This is a genomic window from Celeribacter naphthalenivorans, from assembly GCF_020524585.1.
In the GTDB taxonomy this organism is placed as follows: Bacteria; Pseudomonadota; Alphaproteobacteria; order Rhodobacterales; family Rhodobacteraceae; genus Celeribacter; species Celeribacter naphthalenivorans.
In genome coordinates this window covers 567981-586654 of sequence record NZ_JAIVLK010000002.1, presented here as the reverse complement: position 1 = coordinate 586654, position 18674 = coordinate 567981, and the positions used below count along the sequence as shown (strand labels likewise).

The window sequence follows — 18674 nt, the reverse complement described above, 5'->3', positions numbered from 1 at the left end:
CGTAGCACACCCATGATCTGCGCTTCGGTGAAACGTGTCTTCTTCATCGGAATCTCCTCGTTCATCCTGCCGAGAAAATTCTACTGCCGCATCCCACTAAAATCGGGGGGGGATTACCCACCGCTTCCATTTAGGATTTGGTTCCAATGTAATCTTTGAGTAGCATCCCTGAGGTCAAGACAGACAAATTCGGGATTAGGCAATTGGCATTTAGATTTCAGAAAAGGATTAAGATCGCTCCGGGCGTTCGCTTGAATGTTTCAAAGAGTGGATTGAGTACAAGTGTCGGCGGGCGAGGCACCACGGTTAACCTAAGCTCAAAAGGCGTACGTACCACCGTTGGCATACCGGGTTCCGGCCTCTCATGGTCAAAGCAAACAGGCAGGTCAGGTGGCAAAGGGTTAAAACCTTCGGACGAACTTCGGCAGTTGAGCTCTCTTTTGGACAAGGCTGCGCACGATTTTAACTCGCTCTCCCCAAAGACCAACAAAGTCTCAGCCGCATGGAACAAAGCGGTCGAAAGCTATAACGGAGGTCGCGGTCCAAGCGCCTCGAAATTCCAAACTCTGACAAAGCGCTACGAAACCACTCTATCTCGGTATCAAAAGATTGAGATAGAAGTCGCGGAGAAACAGAGCGCGTTCAAAGCGATCAAGCAGCGACTAGCTGCCCTTAGCTTCGGTCTATTCGGGGGCAATTTGAAACGCGCAAAAAATGATCTCTTGGAACTGGCGAAAGAGCATCAACTGAAAACCGGAAAGCTATTGACTGCAATTGGCTCACTGCGTGAAGAAGTGGCTAGGGAACTGGAAACAGAACAGAAGAAACTCTGACATAGGCTTGCAGAAACTCAAAAGATAAAGAACAATCGGCACACAAATCCACCACCCTAGGCACACACGCCGGGAAATCGGGTTGGGGCGTATGTCGTGCAGAACATTGATATTAAGGTGTTTGTGGCCGGCAAGACCAAATTGAATTTGACCCCGCTTCGCCTACTGCCAGAGCCATGCCGCGCGAATTTTGGGGACGAACGGCGCCGACGGCGAGGTGACGAAAAGAAGATCGGTATTTTGCTGGACGTTGCGGCGAAGCGTCCGTGACCTTGGTCCACCACCGCAACACAGTGTTGCAGTGGTGCCTGTTTGCAAAGATGGTGTCCAATTACACCACGAGGTCGTCGCCCAATCCACCGAGGTCGCCAAGGCCGCCCAACAGGTCGCCGGTCAGATCGGTCACGGTCTCGAGAACTGTGCCCACCACTTCGGTGACCGTACCAAGAAGCCCGCCAACTAGGCCGGTGTCCACGTCACCCAACAGGCCTTCAGCAATGCCGAGCACGCCGTCCAGCGCGGACAAATCGAGTGTGTCCGTCACGCCGCCCAGCAGGCCGTCCACGATGTCGAGGTCCAGGCCGCCGGTGAGGTCTTCTGCAAGCCCGAGGTCGAGCACGCCGGTGACGCTGTCCAGCACACCATCGAGCAGCCCCGTGTCGAGCGCCCCTGTCGCAGTTTCCAGAACGCCGTCCAACAGACCCGTATCGAGACTGTCGGTGACGAGAGAGAGGACATCGTCCACGAGGGAGGTATCGAGTGCATCAGTCACTGTTCCGAGCACACCATCCAGGAGCCCGGTGTCGAGGCCACCTGTCAGATCGTCGACGAGACCCAAATCCAGCGCGCCGGTAACAGTTTCCACTGTGCCCTCGAGCAAAGACGCGTCCAGAAGGCCGGTCACGGTGCCGAGGGTGCCTTCGAGAGCGGTCGTGTCGAGCACACCGGTTACCGTATCGACTGTGCTACCCAGAATGGACGTATCCAAGACGCCGAGATCCAGCGCGCCCGTCACGGACGACAGGGTGTCTCCCACGAGGTTGGTTGCGAGGGACGGGTCCAAAGTGGCCGTAAGCGTTGAAATGGTGTTCTGCAATGTGCCGGGAAGATCAGCGAACTGGTCAAGGATAAACGTCGTAGTTTCAAGGGTCATGTCCCTCTCCTGTGTAGTGTTACTCTAGGCGCCACTCGAAGCAGAGGTGACGCAAGGGAATGAATACACCGGAGCGCGAGCAATACAATCAAAAGTTGTACCTAAATTATCAAAAGTATATTTTTAATACTTAAGTGCGTATTAAGCTGGCTTCAGAAAAATCTCCTCTGACGTTAAACCGTAGCTCAGAGGACATTTTATAGAATGGTGCTGCGGAACGGATCAGAGCCCAGAACAAAGTATGAGGCACGGTGAAGGAATGTCTGCTGATCTTCTCCTTGGTGGCTCCGATGAGCCCCCCCCTTCTCTTTTCACATCACCCTAAATTGTCGCATTGGGGCGAAGCGAAGGCGGACAGTCAGACAGGAAAGATTTTTGACGGCCACCAACGCCCAAGCTCAGCACTTTCAGGCAGACCAACAGCCGTAATCTACGGGTAGAGAATAACAAAACACCCCCCGATCAGCAGGACCAGAGAGCAGCTGAATTTGCGAAAGATCTTGTGCAAGCAAAGGGGAGTAACTCATTGCGCCTCACACGATCGACGCCGCCGGCTCTCTTCAAACCGTTCAAAAGATCGCTTTCAATAAAGGCACTCTTTTTAAAGCATCTTCGCCATCTCGTGAGAGAAGGCGCCTCTCATGAATTGTCTGCGTCTTTTAAGAGCACATGTTCTGCCTCAGGTGCCGTGAAATAAATCCATACGGCAAGGAGCGAGACGGCGCCCCCCGCACCTGCGACATAGCCTGCGAACATGGCCCATAGCCCGCCACCGAAAAGAAGCACGGCAATAGCGACTAGAATTCCAATGCTCGCCCCTGAAACAGCATAGAGAGTAAAGAACATATTTCCCTCGCATCGTTTTTAGAAGGTCACTCGTGGAGCGGATAAGCAATTGTGTCTTAGACTTTACCCCCCACACAATTGCTATACATACCACAACAAAAGTATTTATAATAGTCAACTAAAGTATATATACCTAATGTAGACTGACAACAGCGGCATAAGAAGGAAATCAAACAGCCAAGCGCCCCCCAAACTCTGACGACGGGCACGATCACTCGAGCCATCTGTGGCGACCGGCGACGTCTTCGACGCAAATTTATTTCAGTTCAGGTGAAACTATGTCCCGCCAAATGCCGTGTCTCCCCAGTAGCCGCAACAGAAAGCGGCGCATTCAGAGAGGAGACTAACATGAAAACCACATCCAAACTGGCAACTGTAGCCGCGGCCTTGACCCTTGCAACTGCGGCCTATGCCGAAAACCCGATGGTGGGTGGCGCGCCCATGTATGAGACCAAGAACATCGTTGAGAATGCGGTGAACTCGGCGGACCACACCACCTTGGTGGCTGCGGTTCAGGCCGCTGGCTTGGTCGAAACGCTGCAAGGCCCCGGCCCTTTCACGGTCTTTGCCCCCGTAAACGATGCTTTTGCGGCCCTTCCGGCGGGAACGGTGGAGACGCTCCTGAAACCGGAGAACAAGGACATGCTCGTCAAAGTGCTGACCGCGCATGTGGTGGCCGGTGACTGGTCCGCAGCACAGATCGCACGTCAAGCGCGTGCCTCCTCCGATGGCTTCTATCACTTCAACGCTGTTTCGGGCGATGCCCTGTCGGCACAAGTCAAAGGCAACAATGTCTATATCTACGACGAAAGCGGCAACGCCAGTCGCGTGACCATTGCAGACGTCGATCAGTCGAACGGCGTGATCCACGTGGTCGATAGCGTGCTCGTTCCGAAGTAAATCGGACAGACCCGCTCGGATAGGCCCCATTTGGCAGGCCCAATTCACCCTGACGGCTGGGGCCTATCCGAGCATTTTGCGAATAGGTGAAGAAATGAAACGCAGAGCATTTTTGTTGACGACGGGGGCCGCCCTGCTCGCCACGCCACTTGTGGCCGCGTCATGCGGTTTCGACATATGTCGCAGTGACGCGGAATGGCGCGAACGTCTGAGCGAGAACGAATATCTCGTGTTGCGCAAAGAAGACACTGAGCGTGCTTACTCCAGTGCGTTGAACCAGGAATGGCGCGCAGGCACATACCAATGTCGCGGGTGCGATTTGCCGATCTACAGCTCAGAGGCAAAATATGACAGCGGAACCGGCTGGCCCAGTTTCACCATGAGCCTGAACAATGCTGTTGGCACGAAAGAAGACCGCAAGTTTATTTTTCAGGTCCGGACCGAGGTCCATTGTCGCCGCTGCGGCAGTCATCTGGGCCATATCTTCGATGACGGGCCAGAGCCGACCGGCAAACGCCACTGTTTGAATGGTCTCAGTCTGGTTTTCGTCCCTGCTGTCTGAGCCATGACGCGAATTGGCCGAACATCCTTAGATCTCGTCTCTTGCGAAACTCTCGCGCCCCTACTCCGCTCTCCCACGTCACATGAAGGCCTCGACCGACACCTCGTCCTGAAACACGCAGAGCCCAACCTCGTTATAAGAATGAAGCACACGCCCGATGACGGGGCAAGAAGGCAGAAAATTTCCAGATGCCCCACGACGATATTTCTACACGGACCGGCACCATCGCCTGGGGCGGCGACGTCAACATTGGGCGGCGATTTCATTTTCGCTTTGAACACGCCCATGCCCGCGATGCTCTGGCGAAGATCACACCGCTGGGCTCTGCCGATCTGAGCATTGTGAACCTCGAATGCGTGGTTGCAACCCGTGGGACCGAGGCTCTCGACAAGGGAGAACGGGCATCCTTCTACTTTCGCGCCCGCCCCGAAATGCTTGAGACCTTGATCAGAGGCAATGTGGATCTGGTTGCGACCGCGAACAATCACAGCGGGGATTACGGGCCCGAAGCTCTGCTGGAACAGACCATGTGGCTGGACAAGGCAGGCATCGGTCAGGCTGGCTCGGGCCCTGATCTCGACGCCGCCTTTCAGCCGACATTCCGGCGGGCTGGCGCACTTGATGTGGCCCTGTTCTCGATAGATGCCACCCAAGAAAGCTTTGCAGCCTCCCAAAACCGCCCCGGTATCGCTTGGCTCGATCCAAGGCATCCGGAGGCGTGGAAAACCCTCATGGAGCCCCGGATCACCGAGGCCCGCAAACAGGCCGACATCGTCCTGGTTGCCATGCATTGGGGCGCAAACAATCGCCACGCCCCCGATGCGCGCGAGATCGAAGGCGGTCACGCCTTGATCGATGCGGGGGCGGATGCCGTCCTGGGGGCGTCTGCACATCTGTTGCAGGGCATCGAAATCTACAAGAACCGGCCAATCCTGCATGATGCAGGCGATCTGCTGTTTGACGCTTTGGCACGATCCGACAAGGACAGTGGCGTCTTCACCCTCGATCTGGACCACAGAGGCGTGACCGCCGTGCGTTTCACCCCCCTTGAGATCGGCTTTTGCGCGACCAAGGTTCTGTCTGGCCAAGCCGCAACGGATGCCCTGCGTCGCTTTGCCAGAAAATGCGACGCCATGGGGGTGCAGATGAAACAGACAAACGATGGACAAGGCCTGATTGATCTTCAGCCCCCCGACCGTCCGATCCCTGCCCCACGAACGCCTCCCAAGGGTGTCGAAAAGCGTCGCGTGGAGGCGATCAGCGCCCCCCGGCCAGAGTGGCTTTCTGAGGATGTGCCGCCAGATGCGCGCTTGCCGGAGCCGCTTAGCGTCGGGCCATTAGAGCTTCTTGGAGTGCGCGTTTCCCCCGAACGCTTGGAGCGTCTGGGCAATCTCGCAGTCGAATCCTGGTGGCGCAGCCCTGAGCAGGTTGACTGCAACTGGCGCATCGATTTTCGCGCCACCTCGGACCATCCAGAGACGGTTGGTGAATGGGGCCGCTCCTCGTCTCACGACCCATGCGATTGGATGTGGCCTCTTCGACGCTGGACGCCGGGGCAAATCTATCGTGATTTCTATACGTTGCGACCATCCAACGTCACGAATTGGCTGGACAGCACATTGACCTTATCTGTCGGGCTGGTCAGCCATCAGGGCAAAACCGACCGGGTGACCCTACCGCGAAAAACGCACTTGGCCCTCTCCCCCAAGGCCGGCTTTCGGGTGTTGTTGGCAAACCCGGCACAATATGAGGTGCCCGCTCTCGACAAGATCAGTCCGACCCCCGTCCTTCTTTGGACAGCGCAACAGCTTGAAGACATCACAGGCGGCACATGGTTGGTGAAACCTCCGGAAAGCTGGTACGTGTCGTCCGTGACGCAAAAGATCAAACAGTTGGACAATTGGGGGTTGGCTGATCCGAAACTTCTGGTGGCCATTGATCAACGCATGGCCATGCGGCACGAATTGTCGGACTTCACGGCGCGAGCGTACTGGGACAACCATGACACATTGCCGAGCCGACAACACAAAGCCGCAGGGGCCATCGTCGCCCGGCCCGTCGAAGGGCTGAAACCCGACTTCCCGCAACTCCAAGTGCCAGATCCCTTGCACGCCCTCATGCAACTTGGCGCGGTCGCACGCAACCGCCTCAAAGGCAGAGTCGTCGCCGTGACAGGAAGTGCCGGAAAAACCTCGCAATGCCTCATGCTGAAAGAGGCGTTGTCAGCAGACTGCAGTGTCGTCAGCAACTCCGGGTCAAACTACAACTCGCGTGTCGGTATGCTGCATCTCTTGGCGAACACACCGGAAACCACAGACATTGTTGTGCTCGAGGCCGCCGTCAGCGCGATCAATGCCCCAAAATTCCAGAACATCCGCCTCGTGCGGCCCGATATCTGTATCATCACCAACATTGCGCCCTCGCATATGCGCGGCGGCGAACAAGGGCTGGACACGGTGGCCCGCCGGAAAGCCAATATCGTCGAAGGCATGTCCAAGGGCGGCATCTTACTCCTGAACCGTGAAATCGACTGCTACGAAATATTCAGAGCGCGCGCGGCAGAACGTGGCGTGCATCTCGTAACCTACGGTCAATCCCCGGACGCGGATGTCCGGCTTCTGGCCTATGATCAAACCAACGGGCGCGTCACAGCCCAACTCCCGCGTGGCCAGAAAATCGAATACCGCATCACGGCACCGGGCCTGCACATGGCGATGAACAGTCTGGCCGCCCTTGCCGTTAAAAAGATTCTGGGAGGCCCGTTGAAGCCCTTCCTGACAGCCATGGAAATGTTTCAGCCCCTCGCCGGACGCGGCGAAACCCGGGCTGTCGACTTTGCCGGAAAGCCTCTGACCATCGTCGACGAGTCGTATAATGCAAACCCGGTATCGATGCGGGCAGCGATTGCGACATTCGGCGCGATGCCGACGACCGGCAGGCGCATTCTCATTCTCGGGGATATGCTCGAACTTGGATCAGATGCCCCGCGCTATCATCAGCAACTGGCACCACAAATCCGGGCCATGGCGCCGGATGCTGTGCTGCTCTGCGGGGCGCTGATGGCGCATCTCTGGGACGAGCTGAAACCAGACATCACCTCCGCGTCGACGGGCGCATATTATCGAAATGCGCCGTCCCTGCTGAAAGACATCGACCGCCATCTGCACCCCGGAGATACCATCTTGCTGAAAGCGTCCAACTCGATCGGCTTTGGTAAAATCCTGGATCATTTGTCCGGCCCGACTGCTGTGTGAACGTCAGAGCGCCCTCTTTTGCCTCAGACGAATACGAGAGAGCCGATCTGTTTCCCCTCAAGCCGCATCCGGCGCAACGCCCGATAGGTCGCCAGGTTTTCTTCGATCTCTTGCGGTGTCAGATCAAGCTTGAGCGTCGCCCGCGCATCGTTTTCGCGCCCGTCGAGCCCGTAGACCAAGGCAAGGTTGCCCCGCACATAAGGGGCAGCGGCCGGGTCTTTGACCAACTCTTGCAGGATCGCAGTCCCCCGCACGATATCGCCGGAAATTGCCAGCGACAGCGCATAATTGCTGCGCAAAATGAAGTTCGTGGGATAAAGCTGCAAGCCATCTTCATAGACGCCCTGTGCCTGTTTGTGCCGCGACAGCGTGTCGAGCGCCACGCCTTTTCCGGTCAGGGCCGCCACATTGGTACGATCCACCCGCAGCGCCTTGTCATAGGTGTCAACCGCCCGCTCGGATTGTTGCATCGCCAAATAGACACGCGCCAAAGTGGTCAGCACCTCTGCATTCCCGGGAGCAAGCTCATGCCCACGCAACAGCACGGCCTCTGCACGGCTGTTTTGCCCCATACGCGCATAGCTGTTGCCCGCCCCCAAGAGCGCAGGCACCGACACCGGATCGACCACCAGAACCTTTTCAAACAACCGCGCCGCTGTTTCATTGTCGCCGGCCTCAGAGGTCGCCTGCGCCAGACGCAGAGTTTCCGAACCGCCCCCACTTGCGCCCTGTGTCGCGGTCTCCGTGCCAAGCGTACAGGCCGACAGGCTCAGAGCCACAAAAATAGATGCAAACAGGTGTTTCATATGTGTGTTAAGGCGCAAGAGGCTACTCCGGACAACGTGAGGACATGAGGGAAAAGTGAGGCAAAACAGCCCCACGGCAGCGGTTTCGTATGAGGGACGCGAGACCAGTCATCGGACCAGCATAACCTTGCCACAGGACACGCCGTCAAGCGTCAGGTCCGCCTCGCCGACACCAATGCCAAGCATGTTGAGAAGCGCATCGAGCACGGCATCGACCGGGATCAACAGCGCCCCCAGCAACATATTCGGCAAGGTGGTCAGGATCAGGTTCACCAGCGCGAGCACCGGCGCCAGAAGCCCCCCCAGAAGAGATGGGCTGTCATTGCTGACAGTGATCTCGAGATTGTCCGGGTCCAGCAAACTGGCCACGGTTGAACTGAGCAGGCCCTCCACCCCGTAGGTCTGTGTCTCGCCAATCTGGGACACGCGGAATTCCGTTTCCGGCTGAGCCGAAATTCCCGTCGCGACATGGGATTTGATGTTCAGCGAAAACAAATCAATGGTGATCAACAGCAGGCTCAGTTCCAGATCGAGAAACTTCGCGGGCTCCAGCAAATCGGCATCCAGCGGGGTCGTCGTGTCCTCGAAGGTCGGCGCATCGAATTCACCCAGAAACAATTCGAGCACATGGTTGCCCGTCGTTCCGGTCATCGGCGCAAAGCCCGTGTCGAACCGCGCCACAACATCGTCCGCATCCCCGGCGTCGCAATTGAGATCCGCCAAGGTGGCCGTGGCACTCGCAATCTCGGCATAGAGCGGCAAACGCAAAGACAGCACGGAGACCCCCTCGCCGATGCCGTCGAGAAGGCTCGGAGACAGATCGAGCAACAGCTTGAGACGCACCTGAGCCGTATGCACTGTGGCGCCGCGATCTCCCAGCGTGATCCAGCCAGACCCCGCCTTCCGCGCCCCGACGATCAACCCCAAATCGGTGTCCAGAACACCAGGAATATCGAGATCCAGACTGGCTTCGATATAGTGATCCTGATTGAGGATCTCGACACTCGTCATCAGGATATCGAGAGCGGAAACAGACACTTCCCCGAGCACATCTTCAAGCTGCAAGGCAACATTGTCGCCGTCGATCGCAATCAATTGCGCCGCATTCAAAGTGCTGGACACCGCACCATTGAGAATGGCGGTCAAGACATCCGTCGAGCCCGAGACCAGCCCGGTATCGAGCAGCGCCCCCGCCACATCGAGCAGGTCAATATCGGAGGTCAAAATGTCTTCGTAATTCGCGGCGGTCAAATCGATCCGATTGGCCAAAGCATCTGAGAAGGTCAAAAGGTCGATATTCGTATTGGCCAGAGCCTCGTAATCCAGAGCGGTGAGCGACAAGGAAGTGCCCAGAGCCTCCTCAAGCAGCGCATTCAGCAGCCCCTCGTCCAGCGACAACAAGCGCGAACCAAGGCTGAAAGACGCGAAATCGAACCGGGCAGCGGTTGCGGAAGCGCTCAACGGCGTGCTGTTCGTACCAAGAAACAGAGAGGAGAAATAGAGCGGCGCATCATCCGTGAGAACGACCTCTGCCGCATTGGTCGCGGTGTCGGTCAAATCCCCCACGGTGAACCGCGCCTCGGGCGAGACAGCCGCGTCATAGAGGTATCGACCATAGGACAGCGTTTCCAGATCGGCGATGGCCAAGGCATTGCCCTCTACCGTGTCCTGAGCGTTCTGAGCCGGGCTGTCGTCAAGATTCAAAACCGCACTCACCGCCGCCATATCAGCACGCGTTTGCAAGGTCTTTTGCTCGAAATAGAGCGCCCCCAAGTCGACACCCAAGGCCAGAAACCCGATCGCAACGGTCATAAAGAGCGCGACCACAATCGCAACTGCCCCACGTTCATCGCGGTGAAACCTCTGAAAATGGCGCTTAATAGGCAAGGTAACTGCTCCGGGTGATGTCAGCGATCCCGATGCCAAGGAACCTGTCTGCAATATCGACCGCCGTTCCGCTCAGATCGTAGGTCAGCGTGATCTGTAGCGCTGTGACGGTCAGACCGCTCTCTGTGACCGTTTCGCTGGGCGTCACGGTGCGGGAAATCTTGGTGGCGTCGAGAAAGGCAAAGCGCTCTCCGGGGCTGTTCAGAAAGCTGTTCGCGCGCGCCTCACGGTCGGCCATGAAGGGCTCGCTCACCGAATAGCGCAGGGCTTCTGCCGCGAATTGCTGCAGGCTGTTGGCAATGGCAAAATACTGACCGAAGGCAATGATGCCGAAGAGGATGCTCAAAAGCACCGGCAGAACGAGCGCGAACTCGACCGCCGTTGCCCCCTCGTCCTCCTGCAAATGACGCCGAAACAGGTTCATCCCCCCGCTCCTCCCTGCATAATATTGTCAAGAATGCTCAGCACGGCTGGGCCGATCAACACCACGAAAAGCGCGGGCATGATGAAAACAATCAGCGGGATCGTCATAAGGGCGGGCAGACGTCCGGCCTTTTCCTCGATCTGCAACAGACGCGCCGACCGCGTGTCCTGCATCAGATTGCGCAGCGTGCCGCGGAACGGCGTGCCATAGCGCTCTGCCTGCACAAGGGCATTGGCAAACACCGAGATTTCCGGCAAGGGCAGACGCTCTTCGAAATTGCGCCACGCCTCTGCACGCTGCGGCAAAACCGTGAGTTCGAGCACGAGCTGTTGCAGTTCCAAAGACAGATCGGGACAGCTCACCTGCAGTTCCCGCGCGACCCGCCGCAGCGCCGGCAGCGGACCAAGGCCCGCTTCGCTGACGATCACCAAAAGCTCCAGCATATCGGGAAACGCCCGGCGCACACGTTCCAGCCGCTTGCGGCGGCGCATTGCCAAAAAAGCATCCGGCGCACGGGAAAAGAAAAGCGCGCAGCCACTTACACCAATAATGACGGAAAGCGGATTGAGCCCGCCGTCCGCATTGAACATCAACCAGAACAACGCCAAAAACGCTCCGGCAATCGGCAGAACCAGTTTCAGAAAGGCATAGACCAGATGGGCATCCCGGCTGCGAATGCCTGCGGCTTTCAACAGCGCATCCGACGCCTCCGCCTCACTGCCTTTCACGACAGAGACCCGCTCAAACGTCGCCACCGCCATGCGTGTCAAATGGTCCTGAAAACGCTTGTGCATCGGGTTGCCCACAGCAGGCGCAAAGGCCATTGACGATGCCCCTTGCGTCTGTCGGGCTTGCGTGTGCCGCGCGATCGTGCGCTGCAATCGCGCGCGTCGGGCCCTTGCGTCCCATAGCCCCCAAAACAGAACCTGTAGGAGACCCAGAGCCGCAAACACGACCAAGAGGAGAAAAAAACGTTCCATCTCAGACATCTATCCGCGACAGTTTATACATACTGGCAATGCCGAGGCTCAGGCTGAGCAACCCCAGAATGCCGAGAATGCGGCCTCTCGGATCCTCGAGGAGCGGCGAAAGATATGTCGGGTTCATAAAGAAAATGACGCCACCGACAACAAACGGCAGCCCGGAGAGGATCACCGCACTCACCCGCGTCTCGGCCGAAAGCGCCGCCGCCTTTTTGCGCAACTTGCGCCGGTCCCGCAGGAGCATGGCAAGGTTTTCAAGCGTCTCAATCAGGTTGCCACCGGTTTCGGCCTGCAATCCCGTGGCCACGGCGATAAAACGCGCTTCCGGGGAGGTGATCCGATCCGCCATCCCCGACAGAGCCTCATCCAGCGCCATCCCCATACGATATTCCTCACGACATCTGAGAAACTCTTCCTGCGCGATCCCCTTGGAGTGATTGGCCACCAGACCGAGCGCCTCCCCGAGAGGTTGTCCGGCCCGCAGCCCGCGCGCGAAGACATCGAGACAATCGGGCAAGGCTTCGGTGAACTGACGCACCCGCCGCAGGCGCAGAATGTCGAGCACAACATTCAAGACCATCCAGCCGGTCCCAATCGCAATCAAAGCCGACCACAGTGCAGACACCGCCGCGAAGACCATCAAGCCGAGAAAACTCAGGGCCGACAAAAGAAAAACCAAAAAAAGCCCAGTCGGCGCGGAGAGCGTCAGCCCTGCGACACGCAACCGCTGCTCCAGCACGCCGATCACACCGCTTTTTTCACGCTTGAGCACGGACGACGCCGCCTCGGAGGCACTCTCTGCAAGCCGTTGCCGCACCTGTGCGGAGGTGGCGCCGGGATGCGCCGCCGCAGCCCGCATCAAACGGTCCCTACGGCCCCGGTTGGTCCGATCGTACATCATCAGGGCAAAGGTACTCACGGCGACGCAAGCGACGAAAATGAGCAAAAACAAAAGCGCAGACATCAACATCAGCCTGGCTCCATGGTTTGCCGCAATGTCTTGTCGAGCCCATGCTCCACCGCCAGATCGAGGAAACCGGGCATAAGTCCAGCGGAGACAAAATCGCCCTGCACGGCCTCGCCTTCATAGGGGCGCGGGACGAAACGGAACAGTTCCTGAAGGCTGACGACATTGCCTTCGATCCCCACGATTTCTGAGATCGAGGACACCCTCCGCCCGCCGTCGCGCATACGCGAAATTTGCACGATCACGTGGATCGCGTCGCCCAGCTGTTGACGTACAAATTCCGTCGGAAGGACAACGCCGGACATGGCAATCATGTTTTCCATCCGGGTCAGGGCCTCGCGCGGCGTATTCGCGTGCAGCGTGCTCATCGAACCGTCATGTCCGGTGTTCATCGCCTGCAAAAGATCGAATGCCTCATCGCCACGCACCTCACCGATGATGATCCGGTCCGGTCGCATCCTCAGTGCATTGCGGAACAGGGCCCGCATGGGAACCGCCCCCTCGCCCTCGATATTCGCAGGGCGCGTTTCGAGACGGACGACATGCGGCTGCTGCAGACGCAGTTCGGCAGCATCCTCAAGCGTCACGATCCTCTCTTTTTTCGGAATCTCCCGCGAAATTGCGTTCAAAAGCGTGGTCTTCCCGGACCCCGTGCCACCGGAAATCAGAAGATTGAGCCGCAACTGCGCGCATAGACGCAGAAATTGCGCCATCTGTCGGCTGAGACTGCGGCGCTCCACCAGATCCTCAAGCGTCAGATCGTCTTTCGGAAATTTCCGAATGGTCATGGTCGGCCCGTCCACAGCCAAAGGGGGGATGGTCACATTGATCCGGCTGCCATCCGGCAGGCGCGCATCGACCAGCGGCGTCGTCTCATCCACCCGCCGCCCAACGGCGCCAACAATCCGCGAGGCGATGTTCACCACATGGTCGTCATCGCGAAAACAAATATCCGCCAGCTCCAATTGTCCGTGGCGCTCGACATAAATCTGCCGGGGCCCATTCACCATGATCTCGGAGACGCTGTCATCCGCAAGCAGACGCTCAAGCGGCCCCAGCGCCAACATGTCATCCACGACGTAATCGACCAGCTCCGCCGTCTCGACGCCGTTCAGATCGAGTTTCTGCCCACGGCTGACGCTCAGAACGGCATCCCGGATCGCACTGCGCTGCGCGTCCAAAGACAAATGCCCCAAGGCCCGCAAATCCAAAAGTCCGATCACCTCGGGCGCGATTTGCCCACCAAGCTGCATCACCCGCTTGGTAAACTCGGGCTGATACTGCGCGCGCCCTGGCGATACGGGCACGACCGGCGGCGCGGCGGGAACAAGGCTCTCCGCGCCCGCGACCAGATCCTGCATCAGCGCCCGCTGCACATCGCGCGGCACGGTTTCACCGCTTTGCGCCTGATACCAATCAATCGCGGAACTCACCAAATAGGGGCCGCCCTGCGCACCGTCCGCCATCAAAAGGCGAACACGCTCCGTGATTTGAGCATGCGCGGTCGACGTTGCTGTCGCGGATCGAGGGGCAGACAGTGTCATCGCGACCTCTTCTTCCACCAAGACCGACGGTCGTTTGCCTCGGATGTCTCCTGTTCCGATGCCGCCAATATCGTTTGGGCCAGATCGGTGACTTTTCGGGCGTAAGCGCTCCTTGGAAACTCGGATTGCAACGGCATGCCCTTGACCGACGCCCGCGCAATCTCGGCAGAGCTCAAAGGCAACTCACATGTCACCGGCTGCCCCAGCGCCTCAGCGATCTCTTTGCGGCTCAATCCGGCATCGCGGCGGCTATGGGACACAACGTTCCAGACCCGCGTGGCCCCGTTTAGACTATTCACACGCTCGATCAGCCGTCCCGCCGAACGCAACGCACCGAATCCGGGCGCCAGAACCAGCACCACATCGTCCAGCTCCCGCAACACCCCCGTATCCTGCGACAAAAGACGGCGCGGCAGATCGATCACTGTCAGAGGGAACTCCGCCTTCAGCGTCTGCACAAGCCCCGCAAGCCCTTGTTCATACGCCGCGAGCTGTGACACGTCATGAAGCTCTCCGGCATAGACCGACAAGCCGGGCAAAACCTCTGCCATACTGGATTGCAGATAGGTGCTGTCGACGCGCTCCGGTCTTTCCAAGGTTTCGAAAACGCCCTGCGTCGCATCGATGTCGAAATCGACCGCCAAAGACCCAAAGGCGAAATCCGTATCAAGCAGACCGACCCTTGCCCCCGGCCCCGCGCTGGACGTCCCTGCCCCACGTGCCGCGCTTTGCGTCTGAAACGCAACGGCCAAATTGGCGGCCAACAGGCTCGCGCCGACCCCGCCGGACGCCCCGCAAACCGCAACAACACGGCCCTTTGGCGGGGTGCCATGCGCAGGAAGAGCGCCTTTCGGCGCGGCAAACACCTCCGGTAGAATAAAATCCGCCTCCAAAGGCAGCGTCAGGTAATCCCGCGCCCCGGCCGCCAGAAAATGACGATATGCCGCCACACTGTTTTCGCGTCCGAGCAGCACGAGCTCTCCCCCCTCGGCGACAATCTCGCGGACAGCTTCAAGATGGGCAGCCATGTCGCCCGCCCCCAGTTCCACGAACATGAGCTTGCGAAACGGCGCAAGACCTGCCAGCCGGGCCACGGTTTCAAGCGTGCCGGTTTGAAGGGTGGCGGCGTCGCTTGCACCAAGGCGCTGCATCAGCAAGGTGACCGCATCGCGCCCCTCTTCCGAGGCCACAAACGCATCGATTTCATGGCGGGTGACCGTTTGAGACGGCAAGGCTTGGTTCATTGCGCCGTTCATTGCGCCGTCTCCGCCGGATTGTCACGATAGGCCCGCGCCGCTGTCACATCCGGCGCCAGAACATCGCCCGGCTCATGAATCATCACCGCAAGATTGGTCGCACTTGCACAGCCCAGATCCGCGATGAGCTCTCCCGGCGCACAGGAAACCGCAAGCCCTTGGGCGCGCACCGCACGCAGAATGCCGACCTGTCGCCTCGGCGTCGGTCGGGCCCCGAAGGTCTCATCCCTTAGAATTTCAACTTTGGCCGGGCTGCGCGACAAGAGCGACCGCATCGCCTGCGCGCGTGCCGCATCCACCTTGGGCTGGCCGCTTCCCGGAAGGGTTGCGATCACCAAGTCGCTGTCCGTCAGGGCAAGACGGTTCAAAAAGCGCTCGATGGCTTGTCTTTCGGAGGTCGAAAGATCGCCCCCGCCGCTGGTGAAGCGAAACTGATGCTGAACCTCGACATAGGGCGCCGAAACACGCTGCATCGCGCCGCGATCCACAGCTGGCGTGGCACAGGCACTCAGCAGGGAAATGCCGACAAGGGCACAGACGGAGGACATTCGGATCAGTGTCATTGCAAAAGGAACCCTGCGTTGCCGTTGATATTTTTGACGGACACAGGACCGTCTTTGCTGATCGGCTCACCGGAGGAGAGCGCGCCGAGGAAATTGCGGTCGAGACTGTTGGCCGGGCTGAATTTATCGAGCGGCGTTTTGAACTGACCGGGCGCGGCCGGTTCGACAATGTAGGGCGTCACGATGATCACCAGTTCGCTTTCGCCTTTCTGGAACCGTGTCGACCGGAACAAGGCGCCCAACAGCGGAATATCTCCGAGGCCCGGCACCTGTTCGACATCCTGCTGTGTCGACGCACTGAACAGACCCGCGATGGCAAAGCTCTGACCGCTGCCAACCTCGATCGTCGTGCTGGCACTTCGTTCGCGGATCAGCGGCACATTCTGCGTGTTGGTCTGGCTTCCGTTCGAAAAATCAAGCTCGCGGATTTGCGTGCGCACGTTCAGCTTGATCTGATCCGCGCGCAAGACCTCCGGCAGGAATTCCAACTCCACGCCGAAGGGCTCGAACAAGACCGTGGCCGTGTCATCGTCCTGCGTGGTCTGATAGGGAAAGCGCCCCCCTGCGAGAAAACTCGCCTTGTCGCCGGAGCGCGCGGTGAGATTGGGTTCGGAGAGGATTGTTAGGAGACCTTGTCCTTTCAACGCCTCGAGCGTCACACCCACCTCTAAACCGCCCGTGCTGAAAGGGCGGAAAGTCGTACCACTTAACGAGTATCCTCCATCCACACCAGATCCACCAGAAAAACCCGCCACGTACGCGCTATTCGAAAATGTGTGTCCAGTTAGGACATTCCAGCTTACCCCCAAATCTTCCGTCACCGTTCGGGACACTTCCGCGATCTTGACCTGAAGGTTGATCTGCGCCGGGGTGTTCAATGACAGGGAATTGACCACCGTTGCATCGGCCCCGGCCAATTGCCGCACCACTGTTTCGACCTTTTCCGCCTCTCCGATGGTGTCGACGCTGCCGCTCAGCACGATTGCCCCACCGATCTCTGTCACGGAAAAACTGCCCCCCGGCTGCGCGGCGCGGGCGGCACGGGTCATGGCCTCCATGTTGAAAGACACGTTGACCGCGCTGCTGAGCGTCACTTCTTCTGTGTCATCAATCACGAAAAGCGTCGTTTCCCCGATGGACTTTCCATAGATATAAAGCAGTTTCGGAGATTTGATCTCGATATCGGCCACCTCGGGATTGGCCAGAAAAACCGTCTCCGCTGGGCTGTCGAGTTTGATCAGCTTGCCTTGTCCAGCAAAGAGATCAATCGCCCGATTGCGTGTTTCCACAAGAGTTTGTGCCTGCGCGGGGGCGAGCGTCAGCGACAGCAAGAGCGTGCTCAGAAAAAGCCGCAGGATCAGGGAGGTGCGGAGGATGAGGTCGAAACGTTTTTGAAACATCATGGTCACTCTGCTGAACTGGAAGGAACGGAAACGACCGCTGCGGGGACGCCCCCCGGGGCCTGATCTTCTGCGAGCAGCACATCGACCCGGTTTTGCGCGCCGCGGACGATGGACACATTGCGGCTGGTCACCGTCGGCAGAGGCTTGGTCGTTTGGCCGGAAATCTGGCTGGAGAAAATCGGGGCATCCTCGGCAATCACCGGCCCCTCGCCGGCATCGTCTTCGCTCAGAACCAACATGATGTCGCCCATCTGATCCGCGAGAGCGAGAACCTTGGCCCCCTCTGGCGTCAACTCAAAGGTCACGATCTTTGGGGGCATTTTCGGTTCCGCCTGCGCATCTTCCGCCGGCGGCTGCGTGGTCTGATCCGTTGCGATGATCCGCACATTGCGCAACACCGTGCGGATCGCCATGACATCCGCCGCCATCTCGTAGGACAAAAGGATATCGACACGGTCGCCAAGATCGAGCAACCCCGCGACGGCCGTCTCCGCCGTGACCGGCAAAGCGATGGCCCGCATGCCTGCCGCAAGTTGCAGCCGGGTCGGTGTCGAAGAGGCTGCGGCCATATCCGACGTGACGGTTTGCCCTGTGGCCTGCACAGCGGCCTGCTCCGTCAGGTCAGCCTCGACAAACGGCGTGCCCGCCGGAATTCTGCGAGAGGCAGCCATCCCCGTGAGCGTCGCACGATGCTGATCAGTATCTGCGAGAAACCCGTCATGCACGCTATCAACCGGCATGTCGACATAATGAAAATCATCGGGCGCGACGGGATCTCCCGGCTGAACGGTGCGTGACGCGACCAGAATGCGCGTCTGCTGCACCGCTACGTTTGCGGCCTGTGGCGCGGGCTGTGCAGCGGGCGGATCATTCGGATGAAATCCCCCCCACACCACAGCACCGGCCACCAGAGCCGACGTGGCCAGAACCAATGTCGCGCGCCCGGAAAAACCAGACATCAAAGCCACAACGGAGTTAGCTGCAGTTGGTTTCGTTAGGTGTTCCCAAGCAGTCGTTCACACCCGTAAACGTGGTATTCAGAGTGCCTCCGAGGTTGCTCACGGCGAGGACAATCACAGCCGCGATCAAAGCGGCGAAAAGGCCGTATTCGATCGCCGTTGCGCCGTCCTCTTCCCGTGCGAACCGTTGCATGAGGTTCTTAGATTTCTGAATGAATTTCATCGTGCGTTCCCCTAAAGGTTATAATTTTCTTTCGGACACAGTCATTTTGCTGGACCAATCACAAAACGTATTGTCGATATGGAAATACGGATATGCGACATATCTTTTAGA

General features: G+C 58.5%; 16 protein-coding genes. 4 read left to right on the top strand and 12 right to left on the bottom strand.

What is annotated here, in order from left to right; translation table 11 throughout:
- The first annotated feature begins 203 nt into the window (after window positions 1-203).
- The gene (locus LC094_RS06535) at window positions 204-833 is read left to right on the top strand and encodes a DUF4236 domain-containing protein (RefSeq protein ID WP_226550981.1); all 630 of its coding nucleotides are present in this window, start codon (window positions 204-206) and stop codon (window positions 831-833) included.
- A 331-nt stretch (window positions 834-1164) separates the two neighbouring features.
- Here LC094_RS06535 and LC094_RS06530 read toward each other — a convergent pair whose 3' ends face one another.
- Complete coding sequence (locus tag LC094_RS06530; RefSeq protein WP_226550980.1) at window positions 1165-1986, bottom strand: hypothetical protein; 822 nt, start codon at window positions 1984-1986, stop codon at window positions 1165-1167.
- A gap of 1194 nt (window positions 1987-3180) precedes the next feature.
- Between LC094_RS06530 and LC094_RS06525 the strand changes: the two genes are divergently transcribed.
- From LC094_RS06525 to LC094_RS06515, 3 genes are all read left to right on the top strand, one after another.
- On the top strand, window positions 3181-3732 hold the full coding sequence (locus LC094_RS06525) for a fasciclin domain-containing protein (RefSeq protein WP_226550978.1): 552 nt from the start codon (window positions 3181-3183) through the stop codon (window positions 3730-3732).
- 94 nt (window positions 3733-3826) lie between these two features.
- The gene (gene msrB, locus LC094_RS06520) at window positions 3827-4294 is read left to right on the top strand and encodes a peptide-methionine (R)-S-oxide reductase MsrB (RefSeq protein ID WP_226550977.1); all 468 of its coding nucleotides are present in this window, start codon (window positions 3827-3829) and stop codon (window positions 4292-4294) included.
- A 188-nt stretch (window positions 4295-4482) separates the two neighbouring features.
- Window positions 4483-7548 (top strand): CapA family protein, encoded by a 3066-nt coding sequence (locus LC094_RS06515; RefSeq protein ID WP_226550976.1) that lies wholly within the window; start codon window positions 4483-4485, stop codon window positions 7546-7548.
- Window positions 7549-7571: 23 nt separating this feature from the next.
- On the opposite strand, the gene LC094_RS06510 is transcribed toward LC094_RS06515, so the two are convergent.
- The 11 genes from LC094_RS06510 to LC094_RS06460 all read right to left on the bottom strand — a co-directional run bounded on the left by LC094_RS06510 (window position 7572) and on the right by LC094_RS06460 (window position 18563).
- On the bottom strand, window positions 7572-8372 hold the full coding sequence (locus LC094_RS06510; RefSeq protein WP_226550975.1) for a tetratricopeptide repeat protein: 801 nt from the start codon (window positions 8370-8372) through the stop codon (window positions 7572-7574).
- 90 nt (window positions 8373-8462) lie between these two features.
- Window positions 8463-10241 carry a TadG family pilus assembly protein gene (locus tag LC094_RS06505; protein ID WP_264186379.1) on the bottom strand — a complete coding sequence of 593 codons (1779 nt, stop codon included), beginning with the start codon at window positions 10239-10241 and terminating at the stop codon, window positions 8463-8465.
- Window positions 10231-10665, bottom strand: coding sequence for a TadE/TadG family type IV pilus assembly protein (locus tag LC094_RS06500; RefSeq protein WP_096804865.1), 435 nt, complete (start codon window positions 10663-10665; stop codon window positions 10231-10233). The genes LC094_RS06505 and LC094_RS06500 overlap by 11 nt, the downstream gene beginning before the upstream one ends.
- Window positions 10662-11489: a type II secretion system F family protein gene (locus LC094_RS06495; RefSeq protein ID WP_226550974.1), complete on the bottom strand. Its 828-nt coding sequence runs from the start codon at window positions 11487-11489 to the stop codon at window positions 10662-10664. Before LC094_RS06495 ends, LC094_RS06500 begins: the two co-directional genes overlap by 4 nt.
- A 157-nt stretch (window positions 11490-11646) precedes the next feature.
- Entirely contained in the window at window positions 11647-12618 is a 972-nt protein-coding gene (locus tag LC094_RS06490) for a type II secretion system F family protein (RefSeq protein WP_226550972.1), read from the bottom strand.
- The gene (locus LC094_RS06485; protein ID WP_226550971.1) at window positions 12618-14159 is read right to left on the bottom strand and encodes a CpaF family protein; all 1542 of its coding nucleotides are present in this window, start codon (window positions 14157-14159) and stop codon (window positions 12618-12620) included. The genes LC094_RS06490 and LC094_RS06485 overlap by 1 nt, the downstream gene beginning before the upstream one ends.
- Window positions 14156-15403, bottom strand: coding sequence for an AAA family ATPase (locus tag LC094_RS06480; protein WP_226550970.1), 1248 nt, complete (start codon window positions 15401-15403; stop codon window positions 14156-14158). The genes LC094_RS06485 and LC094_RS06480 overlap by 4 nt, the downstream gene beginning before the upstream one ends.
- Window positions 15404-15411: 8 nt before the next feature.
- The gene (locus tag LC094_RS06475; protein WP_226550969.1) at window positions 15412-15978 is read right to left on the bottom strand and encodes a CpaD family pilus assembly lipoprotein; all 567 of its coding nucleotides are present in this window, start codon (window positions 15976-15978) and stop codon (window positions 15412-15414) included.
- The gene (locus LC094_RS06470; protein ID WP_226550968.1) at window positions 15975-17381 is read right to left on the bottom strand and encodes a type II and III secretion system protein family protein; all 1407 of its coding nucleotides are present in this window, start codon (window positions 17379-17381) and stop codon (window positions 15975-15977) included. The genes LC094_RS06475 and LC094_RS06470 overlap by 4 nt, the downstream gene beginning before the upstream one ends.
- Window positions 17382-17383: 2 nt before the next feature.
- Window positions 17384-18340, bottom strand: a complete 957-nt coding sequence (gene cpaB, locus LC094_RS06465; protein WP_226550967.1) for a Flp pilus assembly protein CpaB — start codon at window positions 18338-18340, stop codon at window positions 17384-17386.
- Window positions 18341-18356: 16 nt separating this feature from the next.
- Window positions 18357-18563: a Flp family type IVb pilin gene (locus LC094_RS06460; RefSeq protein ID WP_226550966.1), complete on the bottom strand. Its 207-nt coding sequence runs from the start codon at window positions 18561-18563 to the stop codon at window positions 18357-18359.
- Window positions 18564-18674 lie beyond the last annotated feature (111 nt).